A 25,806-nucleotide genomic window follows, 5' to 3' on the forward strand; every position below is an offset into this window, starting at 1 on the left:
CTATTTTGGCGTGCCGGCGCGGCACTGAAACCACGCCTCGTCCGGACCCATGACGCAGGACCCGAGCGGCACCGGATGGCGCAGCACCGTGGCGTAGCTGTTCGGCACGCTGGTAAGGTCGTACTCGCAGTTCAGCTCCTGCTTGCCCTGGTACTCGATCAGCTTCAGCCGCCGCAGCACCACGCCGTGGCCGGTCGCGAACCACCCGGGGGCGAGGTAGGTCGCCGGGACGTCCATGGTGCTGGTGGCGGGACAATCGATGCGCACGGGATAGGCCGATGTGGAGGCGACGGCGGGCGGCCGGGGCGCGCGCAGCGCTTCGGGCGCGGCCTGGGCTGAGGGGAGGAAAAGGCTCGCGAGACCGGCGGCGAGGACCGCCGGGGCGCAAGTCCTGACGTGAGGGACCATGGTGTTGTCTCCGCCTGATGGCGAAGATCTAGCGGGGCCAGGCGCGCGGCGCGTTGAGCCAGCTCAAGCCAGGACGACCCGCTCTCGCGCCCGGTTGTGGGCGCCGACGACGATCGCCGCGAGGCCGAGGTAGGTCCAGATGACGCCGGCCGTGACATAGGCCCAGGCGCGCAGCTGATGGTCGAACAGGCTGGCCACATGGGTGAGGACCGCCAGGAGCTGGAACGCCGCCGCCGGCAGGGGCCACCAGCGCGCGGTGCGGAAGGCGAACACCAGCATCAGGGCGAGGTAGCCGAGGTCGACCGCGAACATCGCCCACTGGGTGCCGGCCCACCGGCGGTCGAGCAGGAAGGGCGCGGCGAGGGCGGCCAGGGCGAAATAGACCGCCGCCACGCGCTCCTCGGTCCCGCCTTTCCAGCAGGCGTAGAGGCACGAGCAGCCGATGACCACGGCCGGTATCCAGTAAGGAAGCGCAGGCATGTGGTGCAGCGGCGGATCCCCCCTCGGCGCCCGGCCAAACTGGCAGAGCGCGCGCGCCCTGAAAAGCGGGGCGGAGCGGAGAGGCACGGCGCGGCTCCGCCGCTGCGGGCGGAGCCGGCCGAAGCGCTTAGGCCGCGCTGCTCACCGTACGCAGCGCCCGGCCGCCGAGGGCCGAGGTTGCGGGCTTGGTGCCGCCGCCATCGATCGCCACGGCCCCCAGGCCGACCTGGACCTGTGCGACGCTGAGCTCCTTGTGGGTCTCGACGATCGCGCGACGGGCCTCGGCCAGGGCCATGATGGCCTGGCTGGCCCGTTCCACGGCGTCCTGGCCGACGAGCGCCGAGGCGCCCGCCTGCTTGCGCAGCGCCGGCATCACACCGGTGAGCTGAGCGGTCTTGCTGATCGCGGCGTCGATCGCCGCCTCAGCTTCGAACAGAGCGCCAGCGATCTGTTCGGCCACCATCCGACGTTCTTTGAGCATGAGTTCTCTCCTGCACGCGCCCTCTTCGTGGCGCGCGTCCGCAGTCCTAGGTTGGGTATGGTTGCGATCCGGTTCTCAGAGACCGGAAAAACTTGAACCGAGTTCCTGGAGCGCGTGGAGTCCCGCCAGCATGGCCCCGAACGCCATGGCCGTGACGACGGCGAGCCCCATGATCGCGCCCAGGCGGGCGGCGGGACTTAGCTCATTTCGGCCGAGCCCTCGTCGGCTTCGGGCCTGAAGTTCTCGTCCAAGAGAACCCAGGTCATGCAGAGGATTTCCCTCAGCACCATTTCCGAAGGCTTGAACGGTGCGAGCTTGCGCGTAGCCGACACCAGATGGCGCACCATCTCCGCCTGGGTCTCGGTAGCCGCCAAATCGACGAGCTGCCGCTCCAGCTGCTCCCAGGAGAAGGTCGGGATCGTCTCCCCGCGGTCCGATCTCGTCGGCCAGCGGGCCTCGAAGTCGTCGATCTCCCGGCGCAGACGCAGCGCCTTGCCGATCACGTCGCGGTTGTCGAAGTTCTGCCAGTCGCCCATGGGTCGCCCCCTCTGTTGCCGGCTCATCCAGCCAGGGGGCGGGGCGATTGTCTGTCCTGATCGTGTCCTGTCCTGACTCGATCAGGACATGGTTAACGTCGAGCTGGCGCAGCAGGCGCGCGGCGGCGTAGCGGTCGTCCACGCCGAGCTTCTTGCGGGCGCGGTCGCAGTAGGTGTCCACCGAGGTCTTGGACATGCCCAGCTCGCGCGCGATCTGCTTCGAGGACAGATGCTGATCGACCAGGCGCAGGCACTCACGCTCTCTGGGCGTGAGCAGGCCGACCGCGTCGGTAGAAGCCTCGGTACGCGTGGGCATGGCGCTAATAAACGCCGCCAAGCGTTGCACGTCCAGTTTTCCGCAACATGGGCGTGTCCTTGAGGTATGCTCATCTGGCCTTCGGAGAGACGCCATGGACGCTCAGGACCAGGGTCGGCACCGCGCCCTCGAGCTTTCGATCGGGGCCCGCCTGCGCGCCAGGCGCCGCCAGCTCGGCCTGTCGCAGACCGATCTGGCCGAGAAGCTCGGAGTATCCTTCCAGCAGGTCCAGAAATACGAGCGCGGCTCCAATCGCATCGCCGCTTCCACCCTCGTGGCCGCCGCCGAAGCCCTCTCGACGAGCGTCGCCGGCCTGGTCGGCGAGGACGGGCCGGCCAGGGACGAGGACGACGAGCTGTTCCGGGCGCTCGCCCGCCCCGGGGCGATCGAGATGCTGCGGGCCTTCAACACCATCTCGGACTCGCGCGCCCGGTCGGCCCTGCTGACCCTGGCCCAGGAGATGGCCAGCGTCCGCAGCTGAGGTCCGCAGCTGAGATCTGCGACGATTTGACCAGCCGTTAAGCCGTTCGGGCGCAGGGTCGGCGCCCGATGCGCAGACCTCCCCGACCCCTGAGCGAGCGACGCCCCCGTCGCGACACCATCAGCGCCGAGCAGCTGGCCTCGCTGAGCCACGAGTTCCGCACGCCGCTCAACGGCGTCATCGGCATGGCGCGCCTGCTCGAGGGCACGCGCCTCACCGCCGAGCAGCGCGCCTATGCCGCCGCCTTGCGCGAGTCCGGCGAGCACCTGCTCACCCTGGTCAACGACGTGCTGGACTTCGCCAAGCTGGGCGCCGGCCGCGTCGAGCTGCACACCGAGTCCACCGACGTCGAGACCCTGCTGCGGGGCGTCGCCGAGCTGCTCTCGCCGCGGGCCCGGGAGAAGGGCCTGGAAGTCGCCTGGACCGCCCCGGCCGCCCTGACGGAGATCTGGGCCGACGAGGCGCGCCTGCGCCAGATCCTGCTGAACTTCGCCGGCAACGCAATCAAGTTCACCCCGGCCGGCGGCGTGCTGATCGCCGCCGACTTCGCCGCGCCCGGACGGGTGCGCTTCACCGTCGAGGACACCGGGCCGGGGGTCACCGCCGCAGAGCGCGAGCGGATCTTCGAGGCCTTCGCCCAGGCCGACGTCGGCCGCGCCGATCCCGGCGGCGCAGGCCTCGGCCTCGCCATCGCGCGGCGCCTGGCCCAGGCCATGGACGGCGAGGTCGGCGTCGAGGACCGCCGGGGCGGCGGCGCCTCTTTCTGGTTCGAGGCCAGCCTGCGCGCCCAGCCTGAAGCGAACCTCGCCCGCACCCTGGCCGGCCGCCGCGTGGCCGTCGCCTCGCCGAACCCGATCCTGCGCGAGGCCGCCCGCCGCCAGGTGACCGGCTGCCACGGCAAAGCGCTCGTCACCGCCGACCTCGACGACCTGATGGACCGCGCCCGGGCGGGCGACGTGCTGCTGATCGACCATGCTCTCGAGCCGCTGAAGCGCCGTCTGCGGCCTGGGGCCGATCGGCCGGCCATCGTCCTCCTGGCGCCGGAGGAACGCGACCGGATGAGCGCCTACCGCCGGGCGGGATTCGCCGGCTACCTGATCAAGCCGCTGCGCCGCGCCTCGCTGGTGGAGCGGGTGCGCATCGCCGCCGGCGAAGGCCACGAGACCACCGCCGGCCCGGAGGACGACCGCATCGCCGCGGCCGCGGCGCCCGGCGCGCGGGTGTTGCTGGTCGAGGACAATCCGATCAACGCCCTCCTGGCCAAGGCCCTGCTGGCCCGCGAGGGCTGCTCGGTGGATCACGCGGCGAGCGGCGAGGACGCCGTCGCCGCGGCCAAGGTCGGCGCCTACGACCTGATCCTCATGGACATGCGCATGCCCGGCATGTCCGGCGAGGAAGCCGCGCGCGCCCTCCGCGCCATGAGCGTCACGGCCCCGATCGTGGCCCTGACCGCCAACGCCTTCGAGGACGACCGGCGTCGATGCCTGGCCGCCGGGATGAACGACTTCCTGGTCAAGCCGCTCTCGCCGGACGCCCTGCGCGCCATGCTGACCCGCTGGGTCGGGCGCGGCTGGACGCAGCCGGCGGCGCACGCCAAGCTCGCCTGACCTTTAGGGCGCGGGGGCGCTCCTGATCCGGGACCGAGCATGACCACGAGCGCAGCGCCGCGCCGCAAGCGGACCGTGATGGAGGTGCTCGCCTCCCTGCGCCAGCCCAAGGTCACGGTCATGCTGGCGCTCGGCTTCGCCTCGGGCCTGCCGTTCCTGCTGACCGCAAACACCTTCGGCTACTGGCTGCGCGACGAAGGCACGAGCCTGAAGGCGATCGGCTTCATCTCCTGGGTCGGCCTCGCCTACACCTTCAAGTACCTGTGGGCGCCGGTCGTCGACCGGGTCGACGTGCCGCTGCTCGGGCGGCTGGGACGCCGCCGCGGCTGGATGCTGTTCACCCAGATCCTGGTGATCGCCGGCCTGATCGGCATGGCCGGCGTCGGGACCGGCGCGGGCCTGACCGCCATCGGCGCCTTCGCCCTCCTGGTGGCCTTCGCCTCCTCCACGCAGGACATCAACATCGACGCCTGGCGGATCGAGGCGGCGGCCGACAGCGACGAGCAGGGCCTGCTGACCTCCGGCTACCAGCTCGGCTACCGCGTCGCGCTGCTGGTCACCGACGCCCTGGTGATCGCGGCCGCCGCCCGCGTCGGCTGGCCGATGAGCTACGTCGCCATGGCCGCGCTCATGACCATCGGGGTCGTCGCCACCTTCTTCGCCATGGAGCCGGCCCGCGCCGAGGCCGCGCTGCAGGACAAGGCGCCCCTGTGGACGCCGCGCGGCTTCTTCGACGCGGTGATCGGTCCGTTCGCCGAATTCTTCGGCAAGCACCGCTGGCTGGGCCTGGTCATGCTGCTGGCCGTGGCGCTCTACCGCCTGCCCGACTTCGTCATGGGGCCGATGTACAACCCCTACTACCACGACCTCGGGCTGACGAAGGACACGGTGGCCCTGGTGCGCGGCTCGGTGGGGCTGTTCGCCACCTTCGCGGGCATCGCCCTGGGCGGCATCGCCTCGATCCGCCTGGGGGTCTTCCGGGCGCTGATGATCGGCGTGGTGCTGGAAGGCTTCGGAACCGCCGCCTTCGCGCTTCTGGCCTACCATGTGGACGGGGCGACCTTCGCCGCCGTGATGGGGCTCGACAGCTTCGCCCAGGCCTTCGCCGGCGTCGCCCTGGTCGCCTACATGTCGAGCCTGACCAGCCTCGGTTACACGGCCACCCAGTACGCCCTGCTGTCCTCGACCTACGCCCTGCTCGGCAAGTTCCTGAAGGGCTTCTCCGGGGCGGCGGTGGAGGCCCTGACGCCGACGCACGGCCTGCTCGGCGCCTACGCCACGGCTTTCGTGGGCACGGGGCTGATGGCGGTTCCGCCGGCCCTGCTCTTCCTGCTGCTCGGCTGGCTGCACGACCGTCGCGAGAAGGCGGCAGCCGCCAAGGGCTAGGTCTTCAGGCAGATGACCTGGGCGATGCGCAGGCTGCGGCGCAGGTCGTCTGCGACGCGGCCGTAGTTGTCCGGCGTGATCGCCTCGCTCGCTCCGTTGTTGACGATCGGCTCGCGCACCACGCCCAGGGCGCGGGCCACGGTGTCGGGCGAGGTGGTGTAGATCCGCCCCCGGCGCGGCGCCTCGGCGATGGTCACTCCGATCACCCGCCCCCGATCGTCCAGGGCCGGCGCGCCCGACAGTCCGCCGAGCGTGCCGTGCAGGCCGTCGGTGCGTCCCGCCTCGGCCCAGACCAGCACCGGCTCGGTGCGCGCGCCGCGGCCGCGCACCACCAGGTTCTCGCGGCCGAGCAGGCGCGAAGTCGCTTCCCCCGGCTCGCCCTGCGGATAGCCGGGGTGGAAGGCCCGCTCGCCGCGCCGCAGGTCGCCGCCGAGGTTGAGCGGCAGGGCCGGCGCCCCGCCGTTGGTGGTCAGCACGGCCGCCTCGCCGCGCGGATCGATCTTCACCTGGGCCTCGACGCCGCGGCCCGGACCGACCACCACCGCCGTCTGGGTGCACCCATCGACCACGTGCCGGGCGGTGACCCAGACGCCGCTGTCGGCCACCGAGAAGGCGGTGCCGGCGGCGGGCTCGGCTTTCTGGGCGACCTCCACCACCACCGAGGGATCGAACGGCGAGGCGGGCGCCAGCATGCCGCCCTCGGCCTCCGTCGGCGGCGGCGGGGCGGGCGGCGCGTCGGCGCGCTCGCGGCGGCCCACGGCGAGGAACAGCAGCGCCGCCACCACCACCGCGTAGATCAACCAATCGGGAAGCCTGGGAAAATGCATCGGAGGTCTCAGCCGGCGACGGCGGCCCCGAGCACGAGGCCGGTGGCGACCTTCACCGCCGCCAGCAGGGTGGCCGCCGCCACCTCCCCGTCCTGGATGCGTCGCGGCAGGCCGTGCAGCACGAGGTCGGTGAGGCGCGAGATCAGCAGCTGCACCACGAGGGTGGCGACGCCCCAGAGGGTCAGGTCGATCAGGCTCGTCGAGGCCTTCATCGAGGCGGCGAGCGGGATCGCCAGGCCCAGCAGGATGCCGGCCAGCGACACCGCCGCGGCGAGGTTGCCCTCGCGGACCAGCGACACCTCCTTGTGCGGCGTCAGCATGATGTAGACGCCCGAGCCGGCGAACAGCAGGGCGAGCGTCACCGTGACGTGGAGAAGGGTCACCGGGAAGCCGGTGGCGAAGGCCTGGACCTCAGGCGATGGGAACATGCGGGACCGCCCCTTTGCGACTCTCCCCCCGATAACATGGGGAGCCCTACGATCCCTAAAGCTGCGCTATTCCGACGCGGCCCCGGAGGCGCCTTCGCGCTCCGCCGCGCGCCGGGCGCTGGCCCGCAGCTTCTCGCTCTCGCTCTTCAGCTGGCCGCAGGCGGCGAGGATGTCGCGGCCGCGCGGCGTGCGGATCGGCGAGGCGTAGCCGGCGCGGTTGAGGATCGCGGCGAAGGCCTCGATGGTCGACCAGTCGGAGCACTGGTAGCTGCTGCCCGGCCACGGATTGAAGGGGATCAGGTTGATCTTGGCCGGCACGCCCTTGAGCAGCTGGACCAGCGCCTTGGCGTCGGCCGGGCTGTCGTTGACGCCCTTCAGCATGACGTACTCGAAGGTCACGCGCTTGGCGTTGGAGAGCTGGGGATAGGCGCGGATCGCCGCCATCAGCTCGGCGATCGGGTACTTCTTGTTCAGCGGCACGAGCTTCTCGCGCAGCGCGTCGTTGGTGGCGTGCAGCGAGATGGCCAGCATGGCCTGGGTGCGCGTGCCGAGATTGCCCAGTTCGGGGACCACGCCCGAGGTCGAGACGGTGATCCGCCGGCGCGAGATGGCGATGCCCTCGTTGTCGGCGATGATGTCGATGGCGGCGGCGACGTTGTCCAGATTGTAGAGCGGCTCGCCCATGCCCATGAACACGATGTTCGAGAGCCGGCGGTCCTCCTTGGGCGAGGGCCATTCGCCGAGGTCGTCGCGGGCCACCTGGACCTGGGCCACGATCTCGGCCGCGGTGAGGTTGCGCACCAGCGCCTGGGTGCCGGTGTGGCAGAAGGTGCAGTTAAGCGTGCAGCCGACCTGCGAGGAGACGCAGAGCGCGCCGGCCCGGCCGACGTCGGGGATGTAGACGGTCTCCACCTCGATCCCCGGCGCCATGCGGATCAGCCACTTGCGGGTGCCGTCCTTCGAGATCTGCCGCTCGACCACTTCCGGCCTGGCCAGGGTGAAGGCGTCGGCCATCGCCGCGCGGGTCTCCTTGGCCACGTCGGTCATGGCCGCGAAGTCGGTGACGCCGTAGTGGTGCATCCAGCGCCAGACCTGGCTGGCGCGCATCTTGGCCTTCTCCGGCGGGGCGACGCCGGCCGCGACGATGGCCTCGCGCAGCTCCGCACGGGTCATGCCGGTGATGTTCGGCTTGGCGGCGGCCACAGAGGTCAGCGCTGGGGCCGCCGGCGCGCGCGTAAGGTCGAGGGTCACGCCCAAGGGAAGAGGTCCGATGCTTGCGGTGGTCGCGGAATATAGGTGGACCCGCGCCGCTCACCAAATCGCTACGCGAGGCGGGGTCGATGCGAACCCGAGCGCCAAGGTTCTTCAAACGCCCGTTCGAATGGGCTAGCGTCCGCCGGCTTTTGGAAAACGACCCGTGGGGAGAGAGCTTCGATGAAGGCGCTGCTGAGCAAGCAAGTGGGCGGGCCCGAGACCCTGGTCCTTGAGGATGTGCCGAGCCCGCAGGCCAAGCCCGGCTTCGCCGTGGTCGAGGTGAAGGCGGTCGGCGTCAACTTCCCCGACGTGCTGATCATCGAGGACAAGTACCAGTTCAAGCCGGCCCGCCCGTTCGCGCCGGGCGGCGAGGTGGCCGGCGTGGTGAAGTCGGTGGGCGAGGGCGTCACCCATGTGAAGCCGGGCGACCGCGTGCTCGGCAACACCGGCTGGGGCGGCATGGCCGAGGAGCTGGCCCTCGAGGCCGCGCGGCTGGTGAAGATCCCGGACTCCATGCCCTTCGACGAGGCCGCGGCCTTCATCATGACCTACGGCACGAGCTGGCATGCGCTGAAGGACCGCGCCCAGCTCAAGGCCGGCCAGTCGCTGCTGGTGCTGGGCGCCGCTGGCGGCGTCGGCCTCGCGGCCGTCGAGCTCGGCAAGGCGATGGGCGCGACGGTGATCGCCGCCGCTTCCAGCCAGGAAAAGGTCGACCTCTGCAAGAAGCACGGCGCCGACAAAGGCGTGGTCTACGGCCGCGGCCCCTTCGACCGCGATGGCCAGAAGGAGCTCGCCAACCTGTTCAAGGACGCCAGCGCGCCGAACGGCGCGGACGTGATCTATGACGCCATCGGCGGCGACTACGCCGAGCCCGCGCTGCGCTCCATCGCCTGGGAGGGCAAGTACCTGGTGGTCGGCTTCGCCGCCGGCGACATCCCGAAGATCCCGTTGAACCTCGCGCTGCTGAAGGGCTGCGAGATCGTCGGCGTGTTCTGGGGCGCGTGGGTCGGCAAGAACCCGAAGCGGCACCAGGAGAGCGTGGCCGAGCTCCTCAAGATGTACGAGGACGGCAAGATCAAGCCGTACGTCTCCGAGCGCTTCCCGCTCTCCAAGGCGGCCGACGCCATCGCCCACCTCGCCAGCCGCAAGGCGATGGGAAAGGTCGTCGTCACTATCGACTGAGGCCCAAGGTCCCGCTAGTGATCGCTGATAACCCATAAACCGGGAGGGGATCATGGCGGGACGTCTGGACGGCAAGGTGGCGGTGATCACGGGCGCGGCCTCGGGCATTGGCCTGGGGACCGTGGAGCTGTTCGCCGCGGAGGGCGCCCGCGTCGTCGCCTGCGACATCCAGGACGAGAAGGGCCGCATGCTCGAGCAGCGGTTCAAGGGCCAGGTGCGCTACGCCCACTGCGACGTCACCCAGGAGGCGGACATCGCCGCGGCCCTTGGCCTCGCCAAGTCCGAGTTCGGCGGCCTCGACGTGCTGTTCAACAACGCCGGCATCTCGGACCGGATGACCTCCATCGCCGAGGTCACCACCGAAGGCTGGGACTGGATCTTCTCGATCCTGGTGCGCGCGGTGGCGCTCGGCATGAAGCACGCCGCCCCGCTGATGATCGAACGCGGCGGCGGCTCGATCATCAACACCGCCTCCATCGCCGGGCTGCAGGCCGGCTACGGCCCGATCGCCTATTCCACGGCCAAGGCCGGGGTGATCCACATGAGCCGCGTCGCCGCCGCCCAGCTCTCGCCGCAGAAGATCCGCGTCAACGCCATCTGCCCCGGCCTGATCGCCACCTCCATCTTCGGCGCCTCCTTCGGCCTGCCGCGCGAGGTCGCCGACCAGATGGCGGCCATGGTCGCGGCCAACGGCGCCAAGGCCCAGCCGATCCCCAAGGCCGGGGTGCCCGACGACATCGCCAAGGCCGCGCTCTACCTGGCGTCCGACGACTCGCTGTTCGTCTCCGGCACGCACCTGGTGGTCGACGGCGGCATCACCGTCGGCGGCCGGCACTCGTGGGACACGGCCATGGAGAGCCCCTTCGCCACCATCCTCGGCGACCTCGTCCCGCCCCCCGCCGGCCAGGCGGGCTGAACGTGGCCGCCGCGGCCGGGCCGGACGTCCGCCGCCCGTCGGGCCTCAGCCCCAACCTCCACGGCGCGCTCTGGATGCTGGCCTCGGCGGTGACCTTCACCGCCATGACCACGCTCATCAAATACCTGGGCGCGGGCTATTCGGCGGCGCTGCAGACCTTCTATCGCCAGCTCGCCGGCTTCCTGATCCTGCTGCCGGTGATCTTCAAGCATCGCGGCGCGGCCTTCGCCACCACCCGCCCGGGCATCCTGATCTTCCGGTCCGCGGCGGGGACGGTGGCGATGATCCTGCAGTTCTACGCCTACCAGAAGATGCCGCTGGCCGACGCCAACGCCCTGTCGTTCACCCGGACGCTGTGGATGGTGCCGCTGGCGGCGATCATCGTCGGCGAGAAGCTCGGGCCCCTGCGGATCGGCGCGGCGGTCATCGGCTTCCTCGGCGTGCTCCTGATGGTGCGGCCGGGCGCCGGCGGACACTTCGCCATCGGCGCCCCGGCCCTGGCGGCCCTCGTGGCCTCCCTGCTCTTCGCCTTCACCATCCTCGGCATGAAGGTGATGACCCGGGACCATTCGCCGATGGTCCTGCTCGTCTGGTCGGCGACGCTCGGGCTGCTGCTGGCCATCCCGGGCGCGGTGATCGACTGGCGCTGGCCGCGCCCGCTCGACCTCGCCCTGCTCGCGGCCATGGGCGCGATCGCGACGGTCAACCAGTGGTGCTACATCAAGGGCATGCAGATCGGCGACGCGGCCGCCATGTCGCCGATCGACTACACCCGCCTGGTGTTCGCCGCCGCCGCCGGCTTCCTGCTGTTCCACGAGATTCCGGGCCTGTGGACCGCGATCGGCGCCGGCATCGTCGTCGCCTCGACCCTGTTCATCACCTGGCGCGAGCACCTCGCCCACAAGGCGGCCCAGACCATCTGAATCCTGCGCCTAGATCTTGCGCCTAGCTCTTGCGCCGCAGCCGCTCGATCGCCTCGCGCGCAGCGTCCTTGTGCTCGGGCCGCAGGTGCCGGCCGACCAGGCCCAGCAGGGCGGCGAACACCGCCGCGTCGTCGGTGTAGCCGAGGCCGGCGATGAAGTCGGGGATGGCGTCGGTGGGCAGGACGAAATACGCAAGCGCCGCCAGCATCATTCCCTTGGCCCCCGCTGGGGTGCGAGCGTCCTGGACGCAGTACCAGACCGACAGCGCCTCGGCCGCGAAGGGCACGCGGGCGGCGGCCTTGGTCAGTTTCGGCCAGAAGCCGCGGGCGACGATCCGCTCGTTCAGGCGCACCGTGCGGGGGACCAGCGAGCGGCTCGGGTCGAGCGGCCCGGCCGGGTCAAACCCGGGGTTGACGCCGGGTGACACTTTTTCGGCCCTGCTCATCGCGCTAAAGCCTCGCCAGAATTTTCGGTCTGATCTCAATTTTCCTTCTGATCTTACGGGAGCGGTGCGTCCATGAAACTGAATTCAAATGTCGCGGCGATCGTCACGGGCGGCGCCTCGGGCCTCGGTGAGGCCACCTCGCGGGCCCTGGCCGCCCAGGGCGTCAAGGTCGCCATCTTCGACATGAACGAAGCCAAGGGCGAAGCGGTCGCCAAGGAAATCGGCGGCGTCTTCTGCAAGGTGAACGTGACCTCGGAAGAGGACGTGGACGCCGGCTTCGCCAAGGCCCGCGCGGCCCACGGCCAGGAGCGGATCCTCATCAACTGCGCCGGCACCGGCAACGCGATGAAGACCGCCAGCCGCGACAAGCAGACGGGCGAGACCAAGCACTTCCCGCTCGACGCCTTCAACTTCATCATCCAGATCAACCTCGTGGGCACCTTCCGCTGCATCGCCAAGTCGGCGAAGGGCATGCTGGACCTCGAGCCGCTGGAAGACGGCGAGCGCGGCGTGATCATCAACACCGCCTCGGTGGCGGCGGTCGACGGCCAGATGGGCCAGGCGGCCTATTCGGCCTCCAAGGGCGGCGTGGTCGGCATGACGCTGCCGATCGCCCGCGACCTGATGGGCGACGGCATCCGCGTCAACACCATCCTGCCGGGCATCTTCAACACCCCGCTGATGCAGGGCGCCCCGGAGCCTGTGAAGGCCGCCCTGGCCGCCTCGGTGCCGTTCCCCAAGCGCCTCGGCAATGCCGAAGAGTACGCCTCCCTGGCCCTCGAGATGGTCACCAACGGCTACTTCAACGGCGAGCACGTCCGTTTGGACGGCGCGATCCGGATGGCGCCGCGCTAAGCGGTCAATAGCGCCGGCGGCGGCTTCCGCTGCCGCCGGTCAGCCCGCCCAGCAGGCCGCGGATCAGTTCGCGGCCGACCTGGGTTCCGATGGTCCGCACCATCGACGTCCCGAACGCCTTGGCCATCGTCTCGATCTCCGATGGCTTCTGAGCCGGCTGGCGCGCCGGCGCGGGTTCGGGCTCCGCCGCCTTCTGGCTCGCGCGCCCTTGCAGCATCTCATAGGCCGACTGCCGGTCGGTGACCTGGTCGTAGAGCCCGCGCACCGGGCTCTGGGCGATCACCGCCTGCCGCTCGGACGGCGTCGCCGGGCCGATCCGCGAGTCCGGCGGCCGCACCCGCGTCCGCGCCACGACCGTCGGCGCGCCCTTCTCGTCCAGCACCGAGACCAGCGCCTCGCCGACCGCCAGGGCCTGGATCGTCTCGGCCGTGTCGAAGGCCGGGTTCGGGCGGAAGCTTTCGGAAGCCGCCCTCAGCCCCTTCTGCTCGGCCGGGGTGTAGGCGCGCAGGGCGTGCTGGATGCGGTTGCCGAGCTGGCCGAGCACGGTGTCGGGCACGTCGGCCGGGTTCTGGGTGACGAAATAGACCCCGACGCCCTTGGAGCGGATCAGGCGCACCACCTGCTCGACCTTCTCGAGCAGGGGCTTGGGCGCATCGCGGAACAGCAGGTGCGCCTCGTCGAAGAAGAACACCAGCCGCGGCTTCTCCGGATCGCCGACCTCGGGCAGCTCCTCGAAGAGCTCGCTCATCAGCCACAGCAGGAAGGTGGCGTAGAGCCGGGGCGAGGAGATCAGCCGGTCGGCGGCCAGCAGGCTGACATAGCCGCGCCCGGCCGCATCGGTGCGCATCAGGTCCGAGAGCTGCAGCGCCGGCTCGCCGAAGAAGCCGGCCGCGCCCTGCTGGTCCAGCACCAGCAGCTTGCGCTGGATCGTCGCCACCGTGGCCGGCGAGATGTTGCCGTAGCGCGCGCCGAGCTCGCGGGCGTTGTCCGAGGCGTAGGTGAGCGCCGCCTGCAGGTCCTTGAAGTCGAGCAGCAGCAGGCCCTGTTCGTCGGCCGCCCGGAAGACGACGTTGAGCACGCCCTCCTGCACCTCGTTGAGCTCCAGCATCCGCGACAGGAGCAGCGGGCCCATCTCCGACACCGTCGCCCGGATCGGATGCCCCTGCTCCCCGAACAGGTCCCAGAAGATCACCGGCGCGCCGCGCGGATTGAGGCTGACGCCCAGCTCCTTGGCGCGGGCGGTGAGCTTGTCGTTCGGCTGGCCCGGCTGGCAGACGCCGGAGAGGTCGCCCTTCACGTCGGCGGCGAAGACCGGCACGCCGGCGTCTGAGAAGCCCTGCGCCAGGACCTGCAAGGTGACGGTCTTGCCCGTGCCTGTGGCGCCCGCCGCAAGGCCGTGGCGGTTGGCGCGATCCAGCCGCAGCACCTCGGGTTTGTCCGACATCCCGATGAGCACACCTTCGCCCGCCATGGCTCTCTCTCCAGCAGACCCTTCCAGAACGAAACGCCGGAGCCGTCGCTCAGGGGCTCCGGACAGCGACGCAATCGTGCGGTGAGACAGGAAATTGTCGATTGCCCGTAAGCGCAGGGCAAATTCACTCCCATTCCGTCTAGAATAGGGGTAACCGTCACCGCCGTTGACGCCGGCGTAACCGCCGGGGACAGTCGAGCACGCCCTCGCGAAAGCCCGTATGCCCAGCGCCGCCCAGACCCCCGCCGTCGCCCGCAACGCCCTCGTGGTCCTGGCGGTGATCGCCGCCGGCTGCGCCGCCTACTGGCTGTCCGGCATCCTGACGCCCTTCGCCCTCGCCGTCTTCCTGGCGATCATGATCGACGGCTTCGCCCGGGTGCTGGAGCACCGCCTGCCCGGGGTGTCGCGGCGCGCCGCCCTGCCGCTGGCCCTCCTGCTCTCGGTGCTGCTGTTCGGCGGCGCGACCTTCGTGGTCGTCTCCCGCGCCCCGTCGTTCTTCGGGGAGCTGATCGACTTCTCGCCGAAGCTGATGGAGGTCATCGGCCGGGTCGCCGGCCTGATCGGGGTCCGCGTGCCGCACACCGTGCAGGAGCTCGTCCGCCAGCTCGATCCGGCCCAGTACCTGGGCGAGGTCGCCCGGGCCCTGCAGAGCTTCGCCTCCACGGCGGCCTTCGTGCTGGTGTACCTGGGCTTCATCCTCGCCTCGCGGCGAGGGTTCGAGCGCAAGATCGTCGGCCTCTTCCCGGGGCGCGCCGAGCGCCAGGACGCCACCGCCACCTTCCTGCGCATCCGCGATGCGGTGGAGCAGTACCTGTGGGTGCAGACGGTCACCGGCCTGATGGTCGCCGGCCTGTCCTGGGTGGCCATGGCGGCGGTCGGGCTGCACAACTCCGTCTTCTGGGCCTTCCTCATCTTTCTGGCCGTCTACATCCCGGTGATCGGCGGCACCTTCGCCGGGGTCGCCCCGCCGCTGTTCGCCCTGATGGAGTTCGACAGCTACTGGCCGGCGGTCATCCTGCTGGTCGCCCTGCAGGCCATCGGCATCGTCATCGGCAACGTCGTCTATCCGCGCATGCAGGGGCGCAGCCTCAACATCGACCCGATCGTCGTCCTGCTCGCCCTCGCCTTCTGGGGCGCTCTGTGGGGCATCGCGGGCATGTTCCTGTCCACGCCGCTGACCGTCATGGCGATGGTCATCCTCGCCCAGTTCAAGGGGGCACGCTGGATCGCCGTCCTGCTGTCGGCCGACGGCGAGCCCGAGCAGCTGCGCAACCGCACCCCCGGCCGCTCGCCCGACGAAGGGCCGCACCGGGTCGATGAAGAAGCCGCCGACGCCTCAGCGCGCCGGCCTGAGAGAGCCTAACAGTGACCAGGGTCTTCCATTTGCGCGGCCAGTTCCCATCTAAGGTTTGCTCGGATCGAGACGGTTCGAGCCCCGGCGTCCGTCCCCCAAGCCCGCGGACGCTGCGAGCACTGAAGGCTTCGCCGGTCCCCCACGGCGCAGCCACGCGCCGCCGGACACTCTCCTCCGGCGGCGCCCTCGTTTTTGGCGGCAGCGCCCTCGTCTCTGGACCTGCGCCCACGTTCCAGGGGGCCATCCGATGAGCCGCAATCCCCGCGCCGCCGGCCTGGTGCGCGCCGTCATGGCCGCGCTCGGCGAAGACCCCGCCAAGGAGTCCGCCCGCGACTTCGCCGGCCAGGCCGCCGCCGACGCCGCCCCCGACGAGCTGCCCGAACTCTCCACCCCCGAGCTCGCCGCCAACCTGGCCGACTTCTGGCGCTTCGGCGAACGCCGCCGGGGCCGCGGGCCGACCATGCGCATCGTCCCGGCCGAGGGCCGCAAGGCCAAGCTCGACCGGCTGGAGATCGTCCAGGACGACGCCCCCTTCCTGGTGGATTCGATCATGGGCGAGATCGCCGACCAGGGCCTCTCCGTCCGCGCCATGTTCCACCCGATCGTCGAGGTCGCCCGCGACCGCGCCGGCGTGCGCGGCGCGACCGGCACGGCGCGCCGGGAATCGATGGTGCAGGTGATCCTCGATCCGGTCGGCGCCGACCGCGAGGCCGCCCTGCTGGCCGGCCTGAAAGCCACCCTGGCCGACGTCCGCGCCGCGGTGGACGACTTCCCCGCCATGCTGGAGCTGATGCGCCGCACGGTCGCCGAGACCCGCGCCCACCCGGACAAGGCGAGCGCGGAGGAGGTCGCCTTCCTGAGCTGGCTCGAGGCCGAGCAGTTCGTCTTCCTGGGCGCCCGCGCCTACGAGTACCCGAAGCTGGCCAACGGCGACTATGCGCCGGAGGAGCCCGTCTACCAGGCCAAGGACGGCCTCGGCATCCTGCGCGATCCCGAGCGCACCGTGCTGCGCCGCGCCCACGAGCCCGCGCTGCGGATGGCGGAGGCCAAGGAGCGTATCGTCGCCGCCCCGGCGGTCACCGTCGCCAAGGCCAACGCCCGCAGCCGGGTGCACCGCCGCGCCTACCTCGATTACGTCGGCGTGAAGCGCTACGACGACCGCGGCCTGCCGCACGGCGAGGTGCGCTTCGTCGGCCTGTTCACCGCCGAGGCCTACGATCAGCCGGCCAGCGCCGTGCCCCTGCTGCGCGAGAAGCTCGCCAAGGTCTTCGACCGGGCCAAGGTCGCGCCGGGCAGCCACAACGAGAAGCGGCTGAAGAACATCCTGGAGAACCATCCCCGGGACGAGCTCTTCCAGGTGACGGAGGACGAGCTGCTCGACCAGGCGCTCGGCATCCTCCACCTCTACGACCGGCCGCGGGTCGGGCTGTTCGAGCGCCGCGATCCCTTCGACCGGTTCGCCTCGGTGCTGCTGTTCCTGCCGCGCGACCGCTACACCTCCGACCTCGAGGCCCGGGCCGGCCGCATCCTGGCCGGCGCCTACGGCGGCCACGTCTCGGCCTCCTACCCGAGCTTCTCGGACGGGGCCCTGGCGCGGGTCCACTACATCGTCGGCTTCACCCCCGGCCAGCACGCCTGGCCCGACCTCAAGGCCGTGGAGGCCGAGATCGCCGAGGCCGCCCGCACCTGGGAGGACCGTTTCGAGGAGGCCGTCCGCGCCCAAGGCGCGACGCAGGGCCGCGAGCCGGAGGACCTCGCCCAGGTCCTGCTGCGCTATCGCCCGGCCTTCCCGGCCGGCTACCGCGATCGCTTCGACGCGGCGGAGGCGCTCGCCGACCTCGCCGTCATCGAGGCCATGGGCGCGGCCGAGACGATCCGCGTGCGCGCCTACCGCACCGCCAAGGACAACCCCCTCCAGTTCCGCTTCAAGATCTACCGCGCGGGCGAGCCGGCGGCGCTGGCCGACGTCCTGCCGATCCTCGACAACATGGGCCTGAAGGCGCTCGCCGAGGCGGGCTTCCCGGTGTCGCCGGGCGGCGGCGCACCGGTCTGGGTGCACGACTTCGAGATCGAGGATCCGCGCGGCGAGCACCTCGTCTTCGCCGAGATCAAACAGGCCTTCGAGGACGCCGTGGTCGCCGTCTGGTGCGGCCAGACCGAGAACGACGGCTTCAACCGCCTGGTGCTTGAGCTGTCGATGCCCTGGCGCGAGGCGGCGCTGGTCCGGGCCCTCGCCCGCTTCCGCCAGCAGTCGGGCCTGGATCCCAGCCAGCGGGTGCAGGAAGAGGCGCTGGCCGCCCATCCCGAGGTCACCCGGCTGATCCTCGCCCTGTTCGAGGCGCGCTTCGATCCGGCGGCCAAGGGCGACCTGGACGCCCGCAAGGCGGCCACTGAACGGCTGATGGGCGAGATCACCGACGCCCTGCAGGCCGTCGAGAGCCTCGACCACGACCGGGTGCTGCGGCGCCTCGCCATGCTGGTGGCGGCCATCCAGCGGACCAACTTCTACCAGCCCGGCGCTGACGGCGCGCCCAAGCCCTACATCTCCTTCAAGGTGGCGAGCGGCCAGCTCGCCGACCTGCCGGCGCCCAAGCCGTTCCGCGAGATCTTCGTCTGGAGCGTCGGGGTTGAGGGCGTGCACCTGCGCTTCGGCCCGGTGGCGCGCGGCGGCCTGCGCTGGTCCGACCGGCGCGACGACTTCCGCACCGAGGTGCTGGGCCTGGTGAAGGCGCAACAGGTCAAGAATGCGGTGATCGTGCCCGTCGGCTCCAAGGGCGGCTTCTTCCCCAAGATGCTGCCCAAGGGCGGCTCGCCGGACGCGGTCCGCGCCGAGGGCGTCCGGGCCTACAAGATCTTCCTCCAGGGCCTCCTGGACATCACCGACAATCTGACGCCGGCCGGCAATGTCACCCATCCGAAGAGCGTGGTGGTCCACGACGGCGACGACCCCTACCTGGTGGTGGCCGCAGACAAGGGCACGGCGACCTTCTCCGACATCGCCAACGGCCTGGCCGAGGACTACGGCTTCTGGCTCGGCGACGCCTTCGCCTCGGGCGGCTCGGCCGGCTACGACCACAAGGCCATGGCGATCACCTCGCGCGGCGCCTGGGAAGCGGTGAAGCGCCACTTCCGCGAGCTCGGCAAGGACATCCAGGCCGAACCCTTCACCTGCGTCGGCGTCGGCGACATGTCGGGCGACGTGTTCGGCAACGGCATGCTGCTCTCGAAGCAGACCCGGCTGATGGCCGCCTTCGACCACCGCCACATCTTCCTCGACCCGGACCCGGATCCGGCGAAGTCCTGGAGCGAGCGCAAGCGGCTGTTCGACCTGCCTCGCTCGTCCTGGGACGACTACGACCGGAAGCTCATCTCCAAGGGCGGCGGGGTGTTCCCCCGGACCCAGAAGTCGATCCCGCTCTCGGCCGAGGTCCGCAAGCTGCTCGACGTCAGCGCCGAGGCGATGGCCCCGGCGGAGCTGATCAACGCCATCCTGAAGGCGCCGGTGGAGCTGCTCTTCCTCGGCGGTATCGGCACCTATGTGAAGGCCAAATCCGAAGCCAACGCCGACGTCGGCGACAAGGCCAACGACGCGGTGCGGGTCAACGGCGCCGACCTGCGGGTCCAGGTGGTCGGCGAGGGCGCCAATCTCGGCGTCACCCAGGCCGGCCGCATCGAGTTCGCAAAGCTCGGCGGCCACATCGAGACCGACGCCATCGACAATTCCGCGGGCGTCGACACCTCCGACCACGAGGTGAACATCAAGATCCTCACCGGCGGCCTGGAGCGCACTGGAACCCTGGACCGCAAGAAGCGCGACGCCCTGCTCCAGTCGATGACCGACGAGGTGGCCGAGCACGTCCTGGCCCACAACTCCGACCAGACCCTCGCCCTCTCGCTCCTGCAGATGGATGCGCCGGGCGAACTGGAGCCGCACGCGCGGTTCATGGCCGAGCTGGAGGCCGCCGGCCGCCTCGACCGCGCGGTCGAGGGCCTGCCCGACGCCGCCGCCCTCGCCGAGCGCAGGCAGGCGGGTCAGGGGCTGACACGGCCCGAGCTCGCCGTGCTGCTCGCCTACGGCAAGCTCGAGCTGAAGCGCGAGCTGGTGGCCAGCGACCTGCCGGACGATCCGTTCTACGAAGGCGTGCTGGAGGACTATTTCCCCAAGCCGCTGCGCAAGTACGCCGAGCCCATGCGCCGCCACCGTCTGCGGCGCGAGATCATCGCCACGGTCATCGCCAACGACATCGTCAATCGCTGCGGGCCCTCGTTCCCGTCGCGTCTGATGGCGGCGGCCGGCTGTGACGTGCGGGCCTTCGCCGCCGGCTATGAGGCGGCCAAGGCGGTGCTCGAACTCGACGCCCAGTGGGCGGCGGTCGACGCGCTCGACAACAGGATCCCGGCGGCGGGACAGCTCGCCCTCTACCGCCGGCTGGCGGCGGCCTTGCGCGGGGCGACCTTCTGGCTCGCCCGCCGGGCGATGCGCGAGAACCTCGACGTGGCCGCACTCGTCGAACGCTACGCGGCCGGCTTCAAGCGCCTGCGCGGCCTGATGCCGGGCGTCGCCTCGCCCATCGAGCAGCGGGCGATCGCCACCCGCACGCGCCAGCTCGCCGAGGCCGGCGCGCCCGAGGCCTGCGCCGAGGGCGCGGCCATCGTCCAGTCGCTGACCACCGCCGCCGACCTCGTCGACCTCGCCGAGGCCTCGAGCTGGTCGCTGCCGGCCGTCGCGCGGCTCTACCACGCCGCGGGCGCGGCCTTCGGCTTCGACCGCCTGCGGGCGGCGGCGGCCGGTTTCGCGGTGGGCGACTCCTTCGAGCGGACGGCGCTGCGCCGGCTCCTGGAGGATCTCCTGGCCGAGCAGGCGGTCCTCACCCGCGCGGTGATGGAGCACGCCGGCTCGCAGAAGGCCGGCGAGGACGCCGAGCGCGCCCGCGCCGCGGTCGAGGAGTGGGCCGGGCTGCGCCGCGACAAGGCCGAGGCGGCGCGCCGCACGGTGGACGAGATCGAACAGGCCGGCGGCGCCTGGTCGTTCGCCAAGCTCACCATCGCCAACGCCGCCCTGCGCGAACTCGCCGAGGAGCGGGGGCGGCGGCGGAAGTAGCCGTGCAAATTGCTCCCCCTCAGGGCGGGCTCCGGCGAAGCCGGTGAGGGGGTTCTCCGCTCAGACGCGGGCGGCTGAAACCCCCTCCGGCCCTCCGGGCCACCTCCCCCTTGAGGGGATGATCGCGGGCGCTAGTGTCGGAACACCCGCACGCCGGTGAAGACCATGGCCAGGCCCCGCTCGTCGGCGGCCTGGATGACCTCCTCGTCGCGCACCGAGCCACCCGGCTGGATCACCGCCGTGCAGCCGGCGTCGGCGGCCTGGATCAGGCCGTCGGCAAACGGGAAGAAGGCTTCCGACGCGCAGGCCGAGCTCTTCAGGTCGAGGCCGAAGTCGGCGGCGCGCAGGGCGGCGATCCGGGCGGAGTCCTTGCGGTTCATCTGGCCGGCGCCGATGCCCAGGGTCTGGCCCTCGCGCGCATAGACGATGGCGTTCGACTTCACGTGCTTGGCGATGGTGAAGGCGAACAGCATGTCGCGGATCTCGGTCTCGGTCGGCGCGCGCTTGGTGACGACCTTGAGGTCCGCCGCGGTCAGGTGGGCCGTGTCGCGGGCCTGCACCAGGAAGCCGCCGGCCACCGAGCGGAAGGTCTCGCCGGCCGCCAACGGATCGGGCAGGCCGCCGGTCACCAGCAGGCGGACGTTCTTCTTCTTGCGGAAGAGGGCCACCGCGGCCTCGTCGGCCTCCGGGGCGATGACCACCTCGGTGAAGATCTCCAGCACCTTCTCCGCCGTGGCCGCGTCCAGCTTCGAATTCAGGGCGATGATGCCGCCGAACGCGCTGGTCGGGTCGCAGGCCAGCGCCCGCTCGTAAGCCTCCGCCAGGGTCTTGCCGGTGGCCACGCCGCACGGGTTGGCGTGCTTGATGATGGCGCAGGCCGGGCCGGCCTTGGGGTCGAACTCGGCGACCAGTTCATAGGCCGCGTCGGTGTCGTTGATGTTGTTGTAGCTGAGCTCCTTGCCCTGGAGCTGGGTGGCGGTGGCGACGCCGGTGCGCGGAGCCGCGAAGCGATAGAAGGCGGCGCTCTGGTGGGGATTCTCGCCATAGCGCATGGTCTGGACAAGCTCGCCGGCGAAGGCCTTGCGGCGCGGATAGTCCTCGCCCAGCGTCTTCGCGAACCAGCCGGAGATCGCCGCGTCGTAGGCGGCGGTGCGGGCATAGGCGCGGGCCGCCAGGCGCTTGCGCAGCTCGAGGCTCGTCGCGCCGGACGCGTTCAGCTCGGCCAGGACCTCCTGCAGGTCGGCGAGCTCGGTGCAGACCGCCACATAGCCGTGGTTCTTGGCCGCCGAGCGGATCATCGCAGGGCCGCCGATGTCGATGTTCTCGATGGCGGTGGCGTAGTCGGCGCCCGCCGCGATGGTCGACTCGAAGGGGTAGAGGTTCACGTAGACGAGATCGATGCCGCCGATCCCGTGCTCGTCCATGGCTCGTCTGTGCTCCGGCGCATCGCGCACGCCCAGCAGGCCGCCGTGCACCACCGGGTGCAGGGTCTTCACGCGGCCGTCCATCATCTCGGGAAAGCCGGTGAGGTCGGAAATGTCCCTCACCGGCAGGCCGGCGTCCGCGATCGCCTTGCGGGTGCCGCCGGTGGAGACCAGCTCGACTCCCATACGGCTCAGCGCCTGGGCGGCCTCGATCAGGCCGGTCTTGTCGGAGACGGAGATCAGCGCCCGCTTGATCGGGGCGCGGTCGGGGGCGGCGGGGAAATCGGGGGCTGCAGGCACGGCATTCTCCTGGTTGAAACCGAAGGAATGCCCAGGCGAGCGGCGGAATATGGTCTCCGCGCTCCCCGGTGGTCGCCCACCTTTATCGCCAGTCACGCGGGATGGGCGCGGATTAACGCCGCGCGCGCCGTCAGGTCAACCGGACTCAGGGACCGCGGGCGATTCAGCCGCGCAGAGCGGCGATGTTCTCGGCGTACTTCTCGGGGCCGCCCTTGAAGACGGCCGTGCCGGCGACCAGCGCCGTCGCCCCGGCGGCGATGCACTGGGGCGCGGTCAGCGCGGTGACCCCGCCGTCCACCTCCAGCAGGATGTCGCGGCCGGTCTCGTCGATCATCCGGCGCAGGCGCTCGATCTTCTTGAGCTGCGAGGACATGAAGCTCTGGCCGCCGAAGCCCGGGTTGACGCTCATCACCAGCACCAGGTCGACCTGGTCCATGATGTGAGCGATCACCTCCGGCGAGGTCGAGGGGTTGAAGACCACGCCCGCCTTGGCGCCCAGCTCGCGGATCCGCTGCAGGGTGCGCGACAGGTGCGGGCCGGCCTCGGGGTGGACGCTGATGAGATCGGCGCCGGCGGCGCGGAAGGCCTCGAGGTAGGGATCGGCGGGGGCGATCATCAGGTGCACGTCGAAGGGGATCTTCACGTGCGGGCGCAGCGCCTTCACCACATCCGGGCCGATCGTGATGTTGGGCACGAAGTGGCCGTCCATGACGTCGACGTGCAGCCAGTCGGCGCCCGCCGCCTCCACGGCCCGCGCCTCCTCGCCGAGCCTCGAGAAGTCGGAGGCGAGGATGGAGGGCGCGATGATGGTCTTGCCGGTCATGCTTTGGCCTTAGCCGATCAGCCGGCCCGCCGGAAGCGGGCGATGTAGAAGCCGTCGGTCCCGCCGGGCCGGTGCTGCGGCAGGATGCGCAGCGTGCCGTCGGCGCGCAGGCTCGCCTCGGGCGCCCCGCCCTCCCCCGCCGCGACCGGCTCGAGCGCGAACCCGGGCGTGCGGGAAAGGAACGCCGCCGCCTGCGCCTCGCCCTCCTCGGGCTCCAGGGAGCAGACGCAATAGACGAGGCGGCCGCCGGGCCGCACGCGGCGCGCGGCGGAGTCCAGCAGGCGCGACTGCACCGCCGCGAGGTTGGCGACATCCTTGGGGCTCGCCACCCACAGCACGTCGGGATGGCGGCGGAAGGTCCCGGTCGCCGAGCACGGCGCATCCAGGAGCACGGCGTCGAAGGTCCGTCCGTCCTTCCAGTCGGCGGCGTCGGCCTCCACCACCTCGGCCGCGAGGCCGGTGCGCCGCAGGTTCTCGCGCAGGCGCTTCAGCCTCTGGCCGTTGCGGTCGACGGCGACCACCTGGGCCCCGTCGGCGGCGAGCTGGAGGGTCTTGCCGCCCGGCGCGGCGCAGAGGTCGAGCGCGGTCTCGCCGGGTCCGACCGCCAGCAGGCGCGCCGGCACGGCGGCCGAAGCGTCCTGCACCCACCAGCGCCCCTCGGCGAAGCCCGGCCAGCCGGTGACGTCGCCGGCCATGGCGGCGCGGAAGCTCCCGCCCGGCAGCACCTCACCCTCCAGCCCCTCGGGCGCGACGCCCGGCTTCAGGCTGAGATCGGTCGGCGGCTCCTCGCCGATCTGGGCGGCGATCGCGCGCGCCGTCTCCGCGCCATAGGCGCTCATCCAGCGGGCGTAGAGCCATTGCGGAGCCAGGAGCTCCGGCGTGGCGAGATCCGGCGGCTCGCGCGTCAGGCCGCGCAGCACGGCGTTGACGAGGCCGGTGAAGCTCTTGGGGGCGAGGTCGACGGTGGCGGCGACGGCGGCGTGCGGCGGCGTCTTCAGCACGAAGAGCTGGGCCGCGCCGATGCGCAGGATGTTCACCACCCGCTCGGGCGGCGGCTTCTTCAGCCGGGCCTGCAGCGCCGCGTCGATGGCGCCGAGGTGGCGGAGCGTCGCCATGGCGAGGGCGCGGGCGAAGGCCCGGTCGCGCGGCTCGAGGGCGCGGACCGAGGGATGGGCGAGGCCCCCCTCCAGCCCGGCGCGGGCGGCCAGGGCGGCGTGGAGGATGTCGAGCGCCGCGGCCCGGGCGGGCCGGCCGGCGGCTTCAGTGGTTTCGGTCGAGGTCACGAGCGCCGGCGTGCCCGCATCGGGACGCCGGCGCAAGAGACTTAGGCGGCTTTCTTGATCCCGGAAGCCGTGGCGGCCGCCGCCGGGGCGGCGCGGGCGACGACGATCAGGGACAGGCCGAAGGTCAGCATGCCGGCGACGATCAGCACCTCGCCGCCCACCAGCAGCGGCACGATCGGCGGCTTGCCCGACTGGATCATGGCCACCATCGGCAGGGACATCAGGTTGCCGACATTGGAGAGGCCGAAGTTGGTCCAGGCGAGCTTGGCGGGCGCCTTGTCCGCGGCGAGGCCGTAGAAGGCGCCCATGAGCGCCAGGCTCGCCCAGCCGAGCAGGTTGATGTGGGCGTGGACCGGCGCCATCGAGTGGTCGCCCGAACCGCCCATGTACATGCCGAGGACCATCCCCCCGAGGGCGTAGACGACGGCGGCGCCGAAGAAAGCGATGGAAATGCGGGACATTCTGCTGTTCCCCCGAACAGAAATTGAGATTGCCGGCAAGAAACCAGCGTTCCGCGAGAGACGCAATCTGGCGCGCGGCGCCCTAAGGCCTTAAATTTTCGACATGAAAGACGCCCCGCCCAACGCCGCGCCCGGCAAGGCGCTCAGCCCCGAGGCTCTCCGCGCCCTCGAAGAAGCCGCCCAGCGCAAGGCTGCCGAGGCGAAGTCCGAGCTGGCTCCGGAAGTGCGCGGCCCGCGCGGCCCCGAACCCACGCGATTCGGCGATTGGGAGCGCAAGGGCATCGCCAGCGACTTCTGACGCGCGGCCCGCGCCGAGCGCGACCGTCAGCCCGCCTGGGACATCTCCGCCACGACCCGCAACGCCGCGGCGTGCGGATCGTTGGCCGCCGTGATCGGCCGGCCGCAGACGATGTGCGAGGCGCCGGCCTTCAGCGCGTCGAGCGGGGTCGCCGCCCGGGCCTGGTCGTTCTTGGCCGACCAATCGGGGCGCACGCCCGGCGTCACCACCAGGAAGTCCTTGCCGCCGATCGCGCGGGCCAGGGCCGCCTCGTGCGGCGAGGCGATCACCCCGTCGCAGCCGGCGGCCAGGGCCTGGTGGATGCGCCGCTCGACGAGCGCCTTGGCGCCCTCGGCGTAGCCCATCGCCTTCAGGTCCTCGTCGGTAAGGCTGGTCAGCACCGTCACCGCCAGCACCTTGAGCCCCGAGCCGCCCACGCCGCGCACCGCGGCCTCCATCACCTGCGGCTCGCCGTGGACGGTGAGGAAGTCGCCGCCGGAGCCGGAGAGCGCCGACGCCGCCTTCTGCACCGTCGTCGGGATGTCGTGCAGCTTCCAGTCAAGGAACACCTGCTTGCCCTCGGCCTTCAGCGCCTTGGCGAAGTCCATGCCGCCGGTGGCGAACAGCTCGAGCCCCACCTTGTAGAAGCTGACCGCGTCGCCGATCCGGTCGACCGCGGCCCGCGCCTCCTCGACGGTCGGGAAGTCCAGCGGCACGATCAGGCGGGGATCGGCCTTGACGAGGTCGGCGACGGCCATGGGCGGTCCTTATCTGGCAGGCGCGCGAG

24 protein-coding genes, 1 pseudogene and 1 riboswitch are annotated in these 25,806 nt (G+C 71.3%); of the genes and pseudogenes, 10 read left to right on the top strand and 15 right to left on the bottom strand.

The window, feature by feature from the left end; translation table 11 throughout:
• From DJ017_RS02890 to DJ017_RS21010, 5 genes and pseudogenes are all read right to left on the bottom strand, one after another.
• Nucleotides 1-408 (bottom strand): hypothetical protein, encoded by a 408-nt coding sequence (locus DJ017_RS02890; RefSeq protein WP_111527298.1) that lies wholly within the window; start codon nucleotides 406-408, stop codon nucleotides 1-3.
• Nucleotides 409-471: 63 nt separating this feature from the next.
• On the bottom strand, nucleotides 472-888 hold the full coding sequence (locus DJ017_RS02895) for a hypothetical protein (RefSeq protein WP_133255373.1): 417 nt from the start codon (nucleotides 886-888) through the stop codon (nucleotides 472-474).
• A 127-nt stretch (nucleotides 889-1,015) separates the two neighbouring features.
• Nucleotides 1,016-1,369, bottom strand: coding sequence for a hypothetical protein (locus DJ017_RS02900; protein ID WP_111527300.1), 354 nt, complete (start codon nucleotides 1,367-1,369; stop codon nucleotides 1,016-1,018).
• Nucleotides 1,370-1,566: 197 nt separating this feature from the next.
• Complete coding sequence (locus tag DJ017_RS02905) at nucleotides 1,567-1,905, bottom strand: hypothetical protein (protein ID WP_111527301.1); 339 nt, start codon at nucleotides 1,903-1,905, stop codon at nucleotides 1,567-1,569.
• Between the two features lie 124 nt (nucleotides 1,906-2,029).
• Nucleotides 2,030-2,317 (bottom strand): annotated as a pseudogene (locus tag DJ017_RS21010) (response regulator transcription factor); the annotation flags it as partial.
• On the opposite strand from DJ017_RS21010, the gene DJ017_RS02915 reads away from it, so the two are divergent.
• The 3 genes from DJ017_RS02915 to DJ017_RS02925 all read left to right on the top strand — a co-directional run bounded on the left by DJ017_RS02915 (nucleotide 2,316) and on the right by DJ017_RS02925 (nucleotide 5,695).
• Nucleotides 2,316-2,702: a helix-turn-helix domain-containing protein gene (locus DJ017_RS02915; RefSeq protein WP_111527302.1), complete on the top strand. Its 387-nt coding sequence runs from the start codon at nucleotides 2,316-2,318 to the stop codon at nucleotides 2,700-2,702. The pseudogene DJ017_RS21010 and the gene DJ017_RS02915 sit on opposite strands and share 2 nt — an antisense overlap.
• Before the next feature lie 68 nt (nucleotides 2,703-2,770).
• The gene (locus tag DJ017_RS02920; RefSeq protein ID WP_111527303.1) at nucleotides 2,771-4,309 is read left to right on the top strand and encodes a response regulator; all 1,539 of its coding nucleotides are present in this window, start codon (nucleotides 2,771-2,773) and stop codon (nucleotides 4,307-4,309) included.
• Between the two features lie 39 nt (nucleotides 4,310-4,348).
• Nucleotides 4,349-5,695, top strand: a complete 1,347-nt coding sequence (locus DJ017_RS02925; protein ID WP_111527304.1) for an AmpG family muropeptide MFS transporter — start codon at nucleotides 4,349-4,351, stop codon at nucleotides 5,693-5,695.
• On the opposite strand, the gene DJ017_RS02930 is transcribed toward DJ017_RS02925, so the two are convergent.
• From DJ017_RS02930 to rlmN, 3 genes are all read right to left on the bottom strand, one after another.
• A complete protein-coding gene (locus DJ017_RS02930) occupies nucleotides 5,692-6,522 on the bottom strand; it encodes a S1 family peptidase (RefSeq protein WP_111527305.1) in 831 nt (276 codons plus the stop codon). The genes DJ017_RS02925 and DJ017_RS02930 overlap by 4 nt on opposite strands.
• Nucleotides 6,523-6,530: 8 nt before the next feature.
• Nucleotides 6,531-6,950, bottom strand: coding sequence for a DUF350 domain-containing protein (locus DJ017_RS02935; protein WP_111527306.1), 420 nt, complete (start codon nucleotides 6,948-6,950; stop codon nucleotides 6,531-6,533).
• Between the two features lie 66 nt (nucleotides 6,951-7,016).
• Nucleotides 7,017-8,207: a 23S rRNA (adenine(2503)-C(2))-methyltransferase RlmN gene (gene rlmN / locus DJ017_RS02940; RefSeq protein WP_111527307.1), complete on the bottom strand. Its 1,191-nt coding sequence runs from the start codon at nucleotides 8,205-8,207 to the stop codon at nucleotides 7,017-7,019.
• Between the two features lie 177 nt (nucleotides 8,208-8,384).
• On the opposite strand from rlmN, the gene DJ017_RS02945 reads away from it, so the two are divergent.
• The 3 genes from DJ017_RS02945 to DJ017_RS02955 all read left to right on the top strand — a co-directional run bounded on the left by DJ017_RS02945 (nucleotide 8,385) and on the right by DJ017_RS02955 (nucleotide 11,225).
• Nucleotides 8,385-9,386 (top strand): NADPH:quinone oxidoreductase family protein, encoded by a 1,002-nt coding sequence (locus tag DJ017_RS02945; RefSeq protein WP_111527308.1) that lies wholly within the window; start codon nucleotides 8,385-8,387, stop codon nucleotides 9,384-9,386.
• Nucleotides 9,387-9,438: 52 nt separating this feature from the next.
• Nucleotides 9,439-10,302 (top strand): SDR family NAD(P)-dependent oxidoreductase, encoded by an 864-nt coding sequence (locus DJ017_RS02950; protein ID WP_111527309.1) that lies wholly within the window; start codon nucleotides 9,439-9,441, stop codon nucleotides 10,300-10,302.
• A gap of 74 nt (nucleotides 10,303-10,376) precedes the next feature.
• Nucleotides 10,377-11,225, top strand: a complete 849-nt coding sequence (locus DJ017_RS02955) for a DMT family transporter (protein WP_111529940.1) — start codon at nucleotides 10,377-10,379, stop codon at nucleotides 11,223-11,225.
• Between the two features lie 22 nt (nucleotides 11,226-11,247).
• On the opposite strand, the gene DJ017_RS02960 is transcribed toward DJ017_RS02955, so the two are convergent.
• On the bottom strand, nucleotides 11,248-11,670 hold the full coding sequence (locus DJ017_RS02960) for a YkvA family protein (protein WP_111527310.1): 423 nt from the start codon (nucleotides 11,668-11,670) through the stop codon (nucleotides 11,248-11,250).
• Nucleotides 11,671-11,742: 72 nt separating this feature from the next.
• On the opposite strand from DJ017_RS02960, the gene DJ017_RS02965 reads away from it, so the two are divergent.
• On the top strand, nucleotides 11,743-12,525 hold the full coding sequence (locus DJ017_RS02965; protein ID WP_111527311.1) for an SDR family NAD(P)-dependent oxidoreductase: 783 nt from the start codon (nucleotides 11,743-11,745) through the stop codon (nucleotides 12,523-12,525).
• A gap of 4 nt (nucleotides 12,526-12,529) precedes the next feature.
• Here DJ017_RS02965 and DJ017_RS02970 read toward each other — a convergent pair whose 3' ends face one another.
• Entirely contained in the window at nucleotides 12,530-13,996 is a 1,467-nt protein-coding gene (locus tag DJ017_RS02970) for a helicase HerA-like C-terminal domain-containing protein (RefSeq protein ID WP_111527312.1), read from the bottom strand.
• Nucleotides 13,997-14,216: 220 nt separating this feature from the next.
• Here DJ017_RS02970 and DJ017_RS02975 point away from each other — a divergent pair, with 220 nt between their 5' ends.
• On the top strand, nucleotides 14,217-15,359 hold the full coding sequence (locus tag DJ017_RS02975) for an AI-2E family transporter (protein ID WP_111527313.1): 1,143 nt from the start codon (nucleotides 14,217-14,219) through the stop codon (nucleotides 15,357-15,359).
• A 238-nt stretch (nucleotides 15,360-15,597) separates the two neighbouring features.
• The gene (locus tag DJ017_RS02980; protein WP_111527314.1) at nucleotides 15,598-20,451 is read left to right on the top strand and encodes an NAD-glutamate dehydrogenase; all 4,854 of its coding nucleotides are present in this window, start codon (nucleotides 15,598-15,600) and stop codon (nucleotides 20,449-20,451) included.
• A 131-nt stretch (nucleotides 20,452-20,582) separates the two neighbouring features.
• Here the strand turns inward: DJ017_RS02980 and purH are convergent, their stop codons facing one another.
• From purH to DJ017_RS03000, 4 genes are all read right to left on the bottom strand, one after another.
• On the bottom strand, nucleotides 20,583-22,175 hold the full coding sequence (gene purH, locus DJ017_RS02985; RefSeq protein WP_111527315.1) for a bifunctional phosphoribosylaminoimidazolecarboxamide formyltransferase/IMP cyclohydrolase: 1,593 nt from the start codon (nucleotides 22,173-22,175) through the stop codon (nucleotides 20,583-20,585).
• 22 nt (nucleotides 22,176-22,197) lie between these two features.
• Nucleotides 22,198-22,281: riboswitch (ZMP/ZTP riboswitch) on the bottom strand.
• Between the two features lie 57 nt (nucleotides 22,282-22,338).
• A complete protein-coding gene (rpe, locus tag DJ017_RS02990; RefSeq protein WP_111527316.1) occupies nucleotides 22,339-22,998 on the bottom strand; it encodes a ribulose-phosphate 3-epimerase in 660 nt (219 codons plus the stop codon).
• A 17-nt stretch (nucleotides 22,999-23,015) separates the two neighbouring features.
• Nucleotides 23,016-24,281, bottom strand: a complete 1,266-nt coding sequence (locus DJ017_RS02995) for an RsmB/NOP family class I SAM-dependent RNA methyltransferase (protein ID WP_226999994.1) — start codon at nucleotides 24,279-24,281, stop codon at nucleotides 23,016-23,018.
• A gap of 41 nt (nucleotides 24,282-24,322) precedes the next feature.
• The gene (locus DJ017_RS03000; protein WP_111527318.1) at nucleotides 24,323-24,742 is read right to left on the bottom strand and encodes a hypothetical protein; all 420 of its coding nucleotides are present in this window, start codon (nucleotides 24,740-24,742) and stop codon (nucleotides 24,323-24,325) included.
• A 103-nt stretch (nucleotides 24,743-24,845) separates the two neighbouring features.
• Here DJ017_RS03000 and DJ017_RS03005 point away from each other — a divergent pair, with 103 nt between their 5' ends.
• Entirely contained in the window at nucleotides 24,846-25,040 is a 195-nt protein-coding gene (locus DJ017_RS03005; protein WP_111527319.1) for a DUF1674 domain-containing protein, read from the top strand.
• A 26-nt stretch (nucleotides 25,041-25,066) separates the two neighbouring features.
• Here the strand turns inward: DJ017_RS03005 and pyrF are convergent, their stop codons facing one another.
• Nucleotides 25,067-25,777 carry an orotidine-5'-phosphate decarboxylase gene (gene pyrF / locus DJ017_RS03010; protein WP_111527320.1) on the bottom strand — a complete coding sequence of 237 codons (711 nt, stop codon included), beginning with the start codon at nucleotides 25,775-25,777 and terminating at the stop codon, nucleotides 25,067-25,069.
• Nucleotides 25,778-25,806: the final 29 nt, after the last annotated feature.

The organism is Phenylobacterium soli (genome assembly GCF_003254475.1).
Taxonomy (GTDB): domain Bacteria; phylum Pseudomonadota; class Alphaproteobacteria; order Caulobacterales; family Caulobacteraceae; genus Phenylobacterium; species Phenylobacterium soli.

Coding starts and splice junctions, on each gene's coding strand:
- DJ017_RS02890 (WP_111527298.1), bottom strand. CDS start 408: ATGGTCCCTCACGTCAGGACTTGCGCCCCGGCGGTCCTCGCCGCCGGT.
- DJ017_RS02895 (WP_133255373.1), bottom strand. CDS start 888: ATGCCTGCGCTTCCTTACTGGATACCGGCCGTGGTCATCGGCTGCTCG.
- DJ017_RS02900 (WP_111527300.1), bottom strand. CDS start 1,369: ATGCTCAAAGAACGTCGGATGGTGGCCGAACAGATCGCTGGCGCTCTG.
- DJ017_RS02905 (WP_111527301.1), bottom strand. CDS start 1,905: ATGGGCGACTGGCAGAACTTCGACAACCGCGACGTGATCGGCAAGGCG.
- DJ017_RS02915 (WP_111527302.1), top strand. CDS start 2,316: ATGGACGCTCAGGACCAGGGTCGGCACCGCGCCCTCGAGCTTTCGATC.
- DJ017_RS02920 (WP_111527303.1), top strand. CDS start 2,771: ATGCGCAGACCTCCCCGACCCCTGAGCGAGCGACGCCCCCGTCGCGAC.
- DJ017_RS02925 (WP_111527304.1), top strand. CDS start 4,349: ATGACCACGAGCGCAGCGCCGCGCCGCAAGCGGACCGTGATGGAGGTG.
- DJ017_RS02930 (WP_111527305.1), bottom strand. CDS start 6,522: ATGCATTTTCCCAGGCTTCCCGATTGGTTGATCTACGCGGTGGTGGTG.
- DJ017_RS02935 (WP_111527306.1), bottom strand. CDS start 6,950: ATGTTCCCATCGCCTGAGGTCCAGGCCTTCGCCACCGGCTTCCCGGTG.
- DJ017_RS02945 (WP_111527308.1), top strand. CDS start 8,385: ATGAAGGCGCTGCTGAGCAAGCAAGTGGGCGGGCCCGAGACCCTGGTC.
- DJ017_RS02950 (WP_111527309.1), top strand. CDS start 9,439: ATGGCGGGACGTCTGGACGGCAAGGTGGCGGTGATCACGGGCGCGGCC.
- DJ017_RS02955 (WP_111529940.1), top strand. CDS start 10,377: ATGCTGGCCTCGGCGGTGACCTTCACCGCCATGACCACGCTCATCAAA.
- DJ017_RS02960 (WP_111527310.1), bottom strand. CDS start 11,670: ATGAGCAGGGCCGAAAAAGTGTCACCCGGCGTCAACCCCGGGTTTGAC.
- DJ017_RS02965 (WP_111527311.1), top strand. CDS start 11,743: ATGAAACTGAATTCAAATGTCGCGGCGATCGTCACGGGCGGCGCCTCG.
- DJ017_RS02970 (WP_111527312.1), bottom strand. CDS start 13,996: ATGGCGGGCGAAGGTGTGCTCATCGGGATGTCGGACAAACCCGAGGTG.
- DJ017_RS02975 (WP_111527313.1), top strand. CDS start 14,217: ATGCCCAGCGCCGCCCAGACCCCCGCCGTCGCCCGCAACGCCCTCGTG.
- DJ017_RS02980 (WP_111527314.1), top strand. CDS start 15,598: ATGAGCCGCAATCCCCGCGCCGCCGGCCTGGTGCGCGCCGTCATGGCC.
- rpe (WP_111527316.1), bottom strand. CDS start 22,998: ATGACCGGCAAGACCATCATCGCGCCCTCCATCCTCGCCTCCGACTTC.
- DJ017_RS03000 (WP_111527318.1), bottom strand. CDS start 24,742: ATGTCCCGCATTTCCATCGCTTTCTTCGGCGCCGCCGTCGTCTACGCC.
- DJ017_RS03005 (WP_111527319.1), top strand. CDS start 24,846: ATGAAAGACGCCCCGCCCAACGCCGCGCCCGGCAAGGCGCTCAGCCCC.
- pyrF (WP_111527320.1), bottom strand. CDS start 25,777: ATGGCCGTCGCCGACCTCGTCAAGGCCGATCCCCGCCTGATCGTGCCG.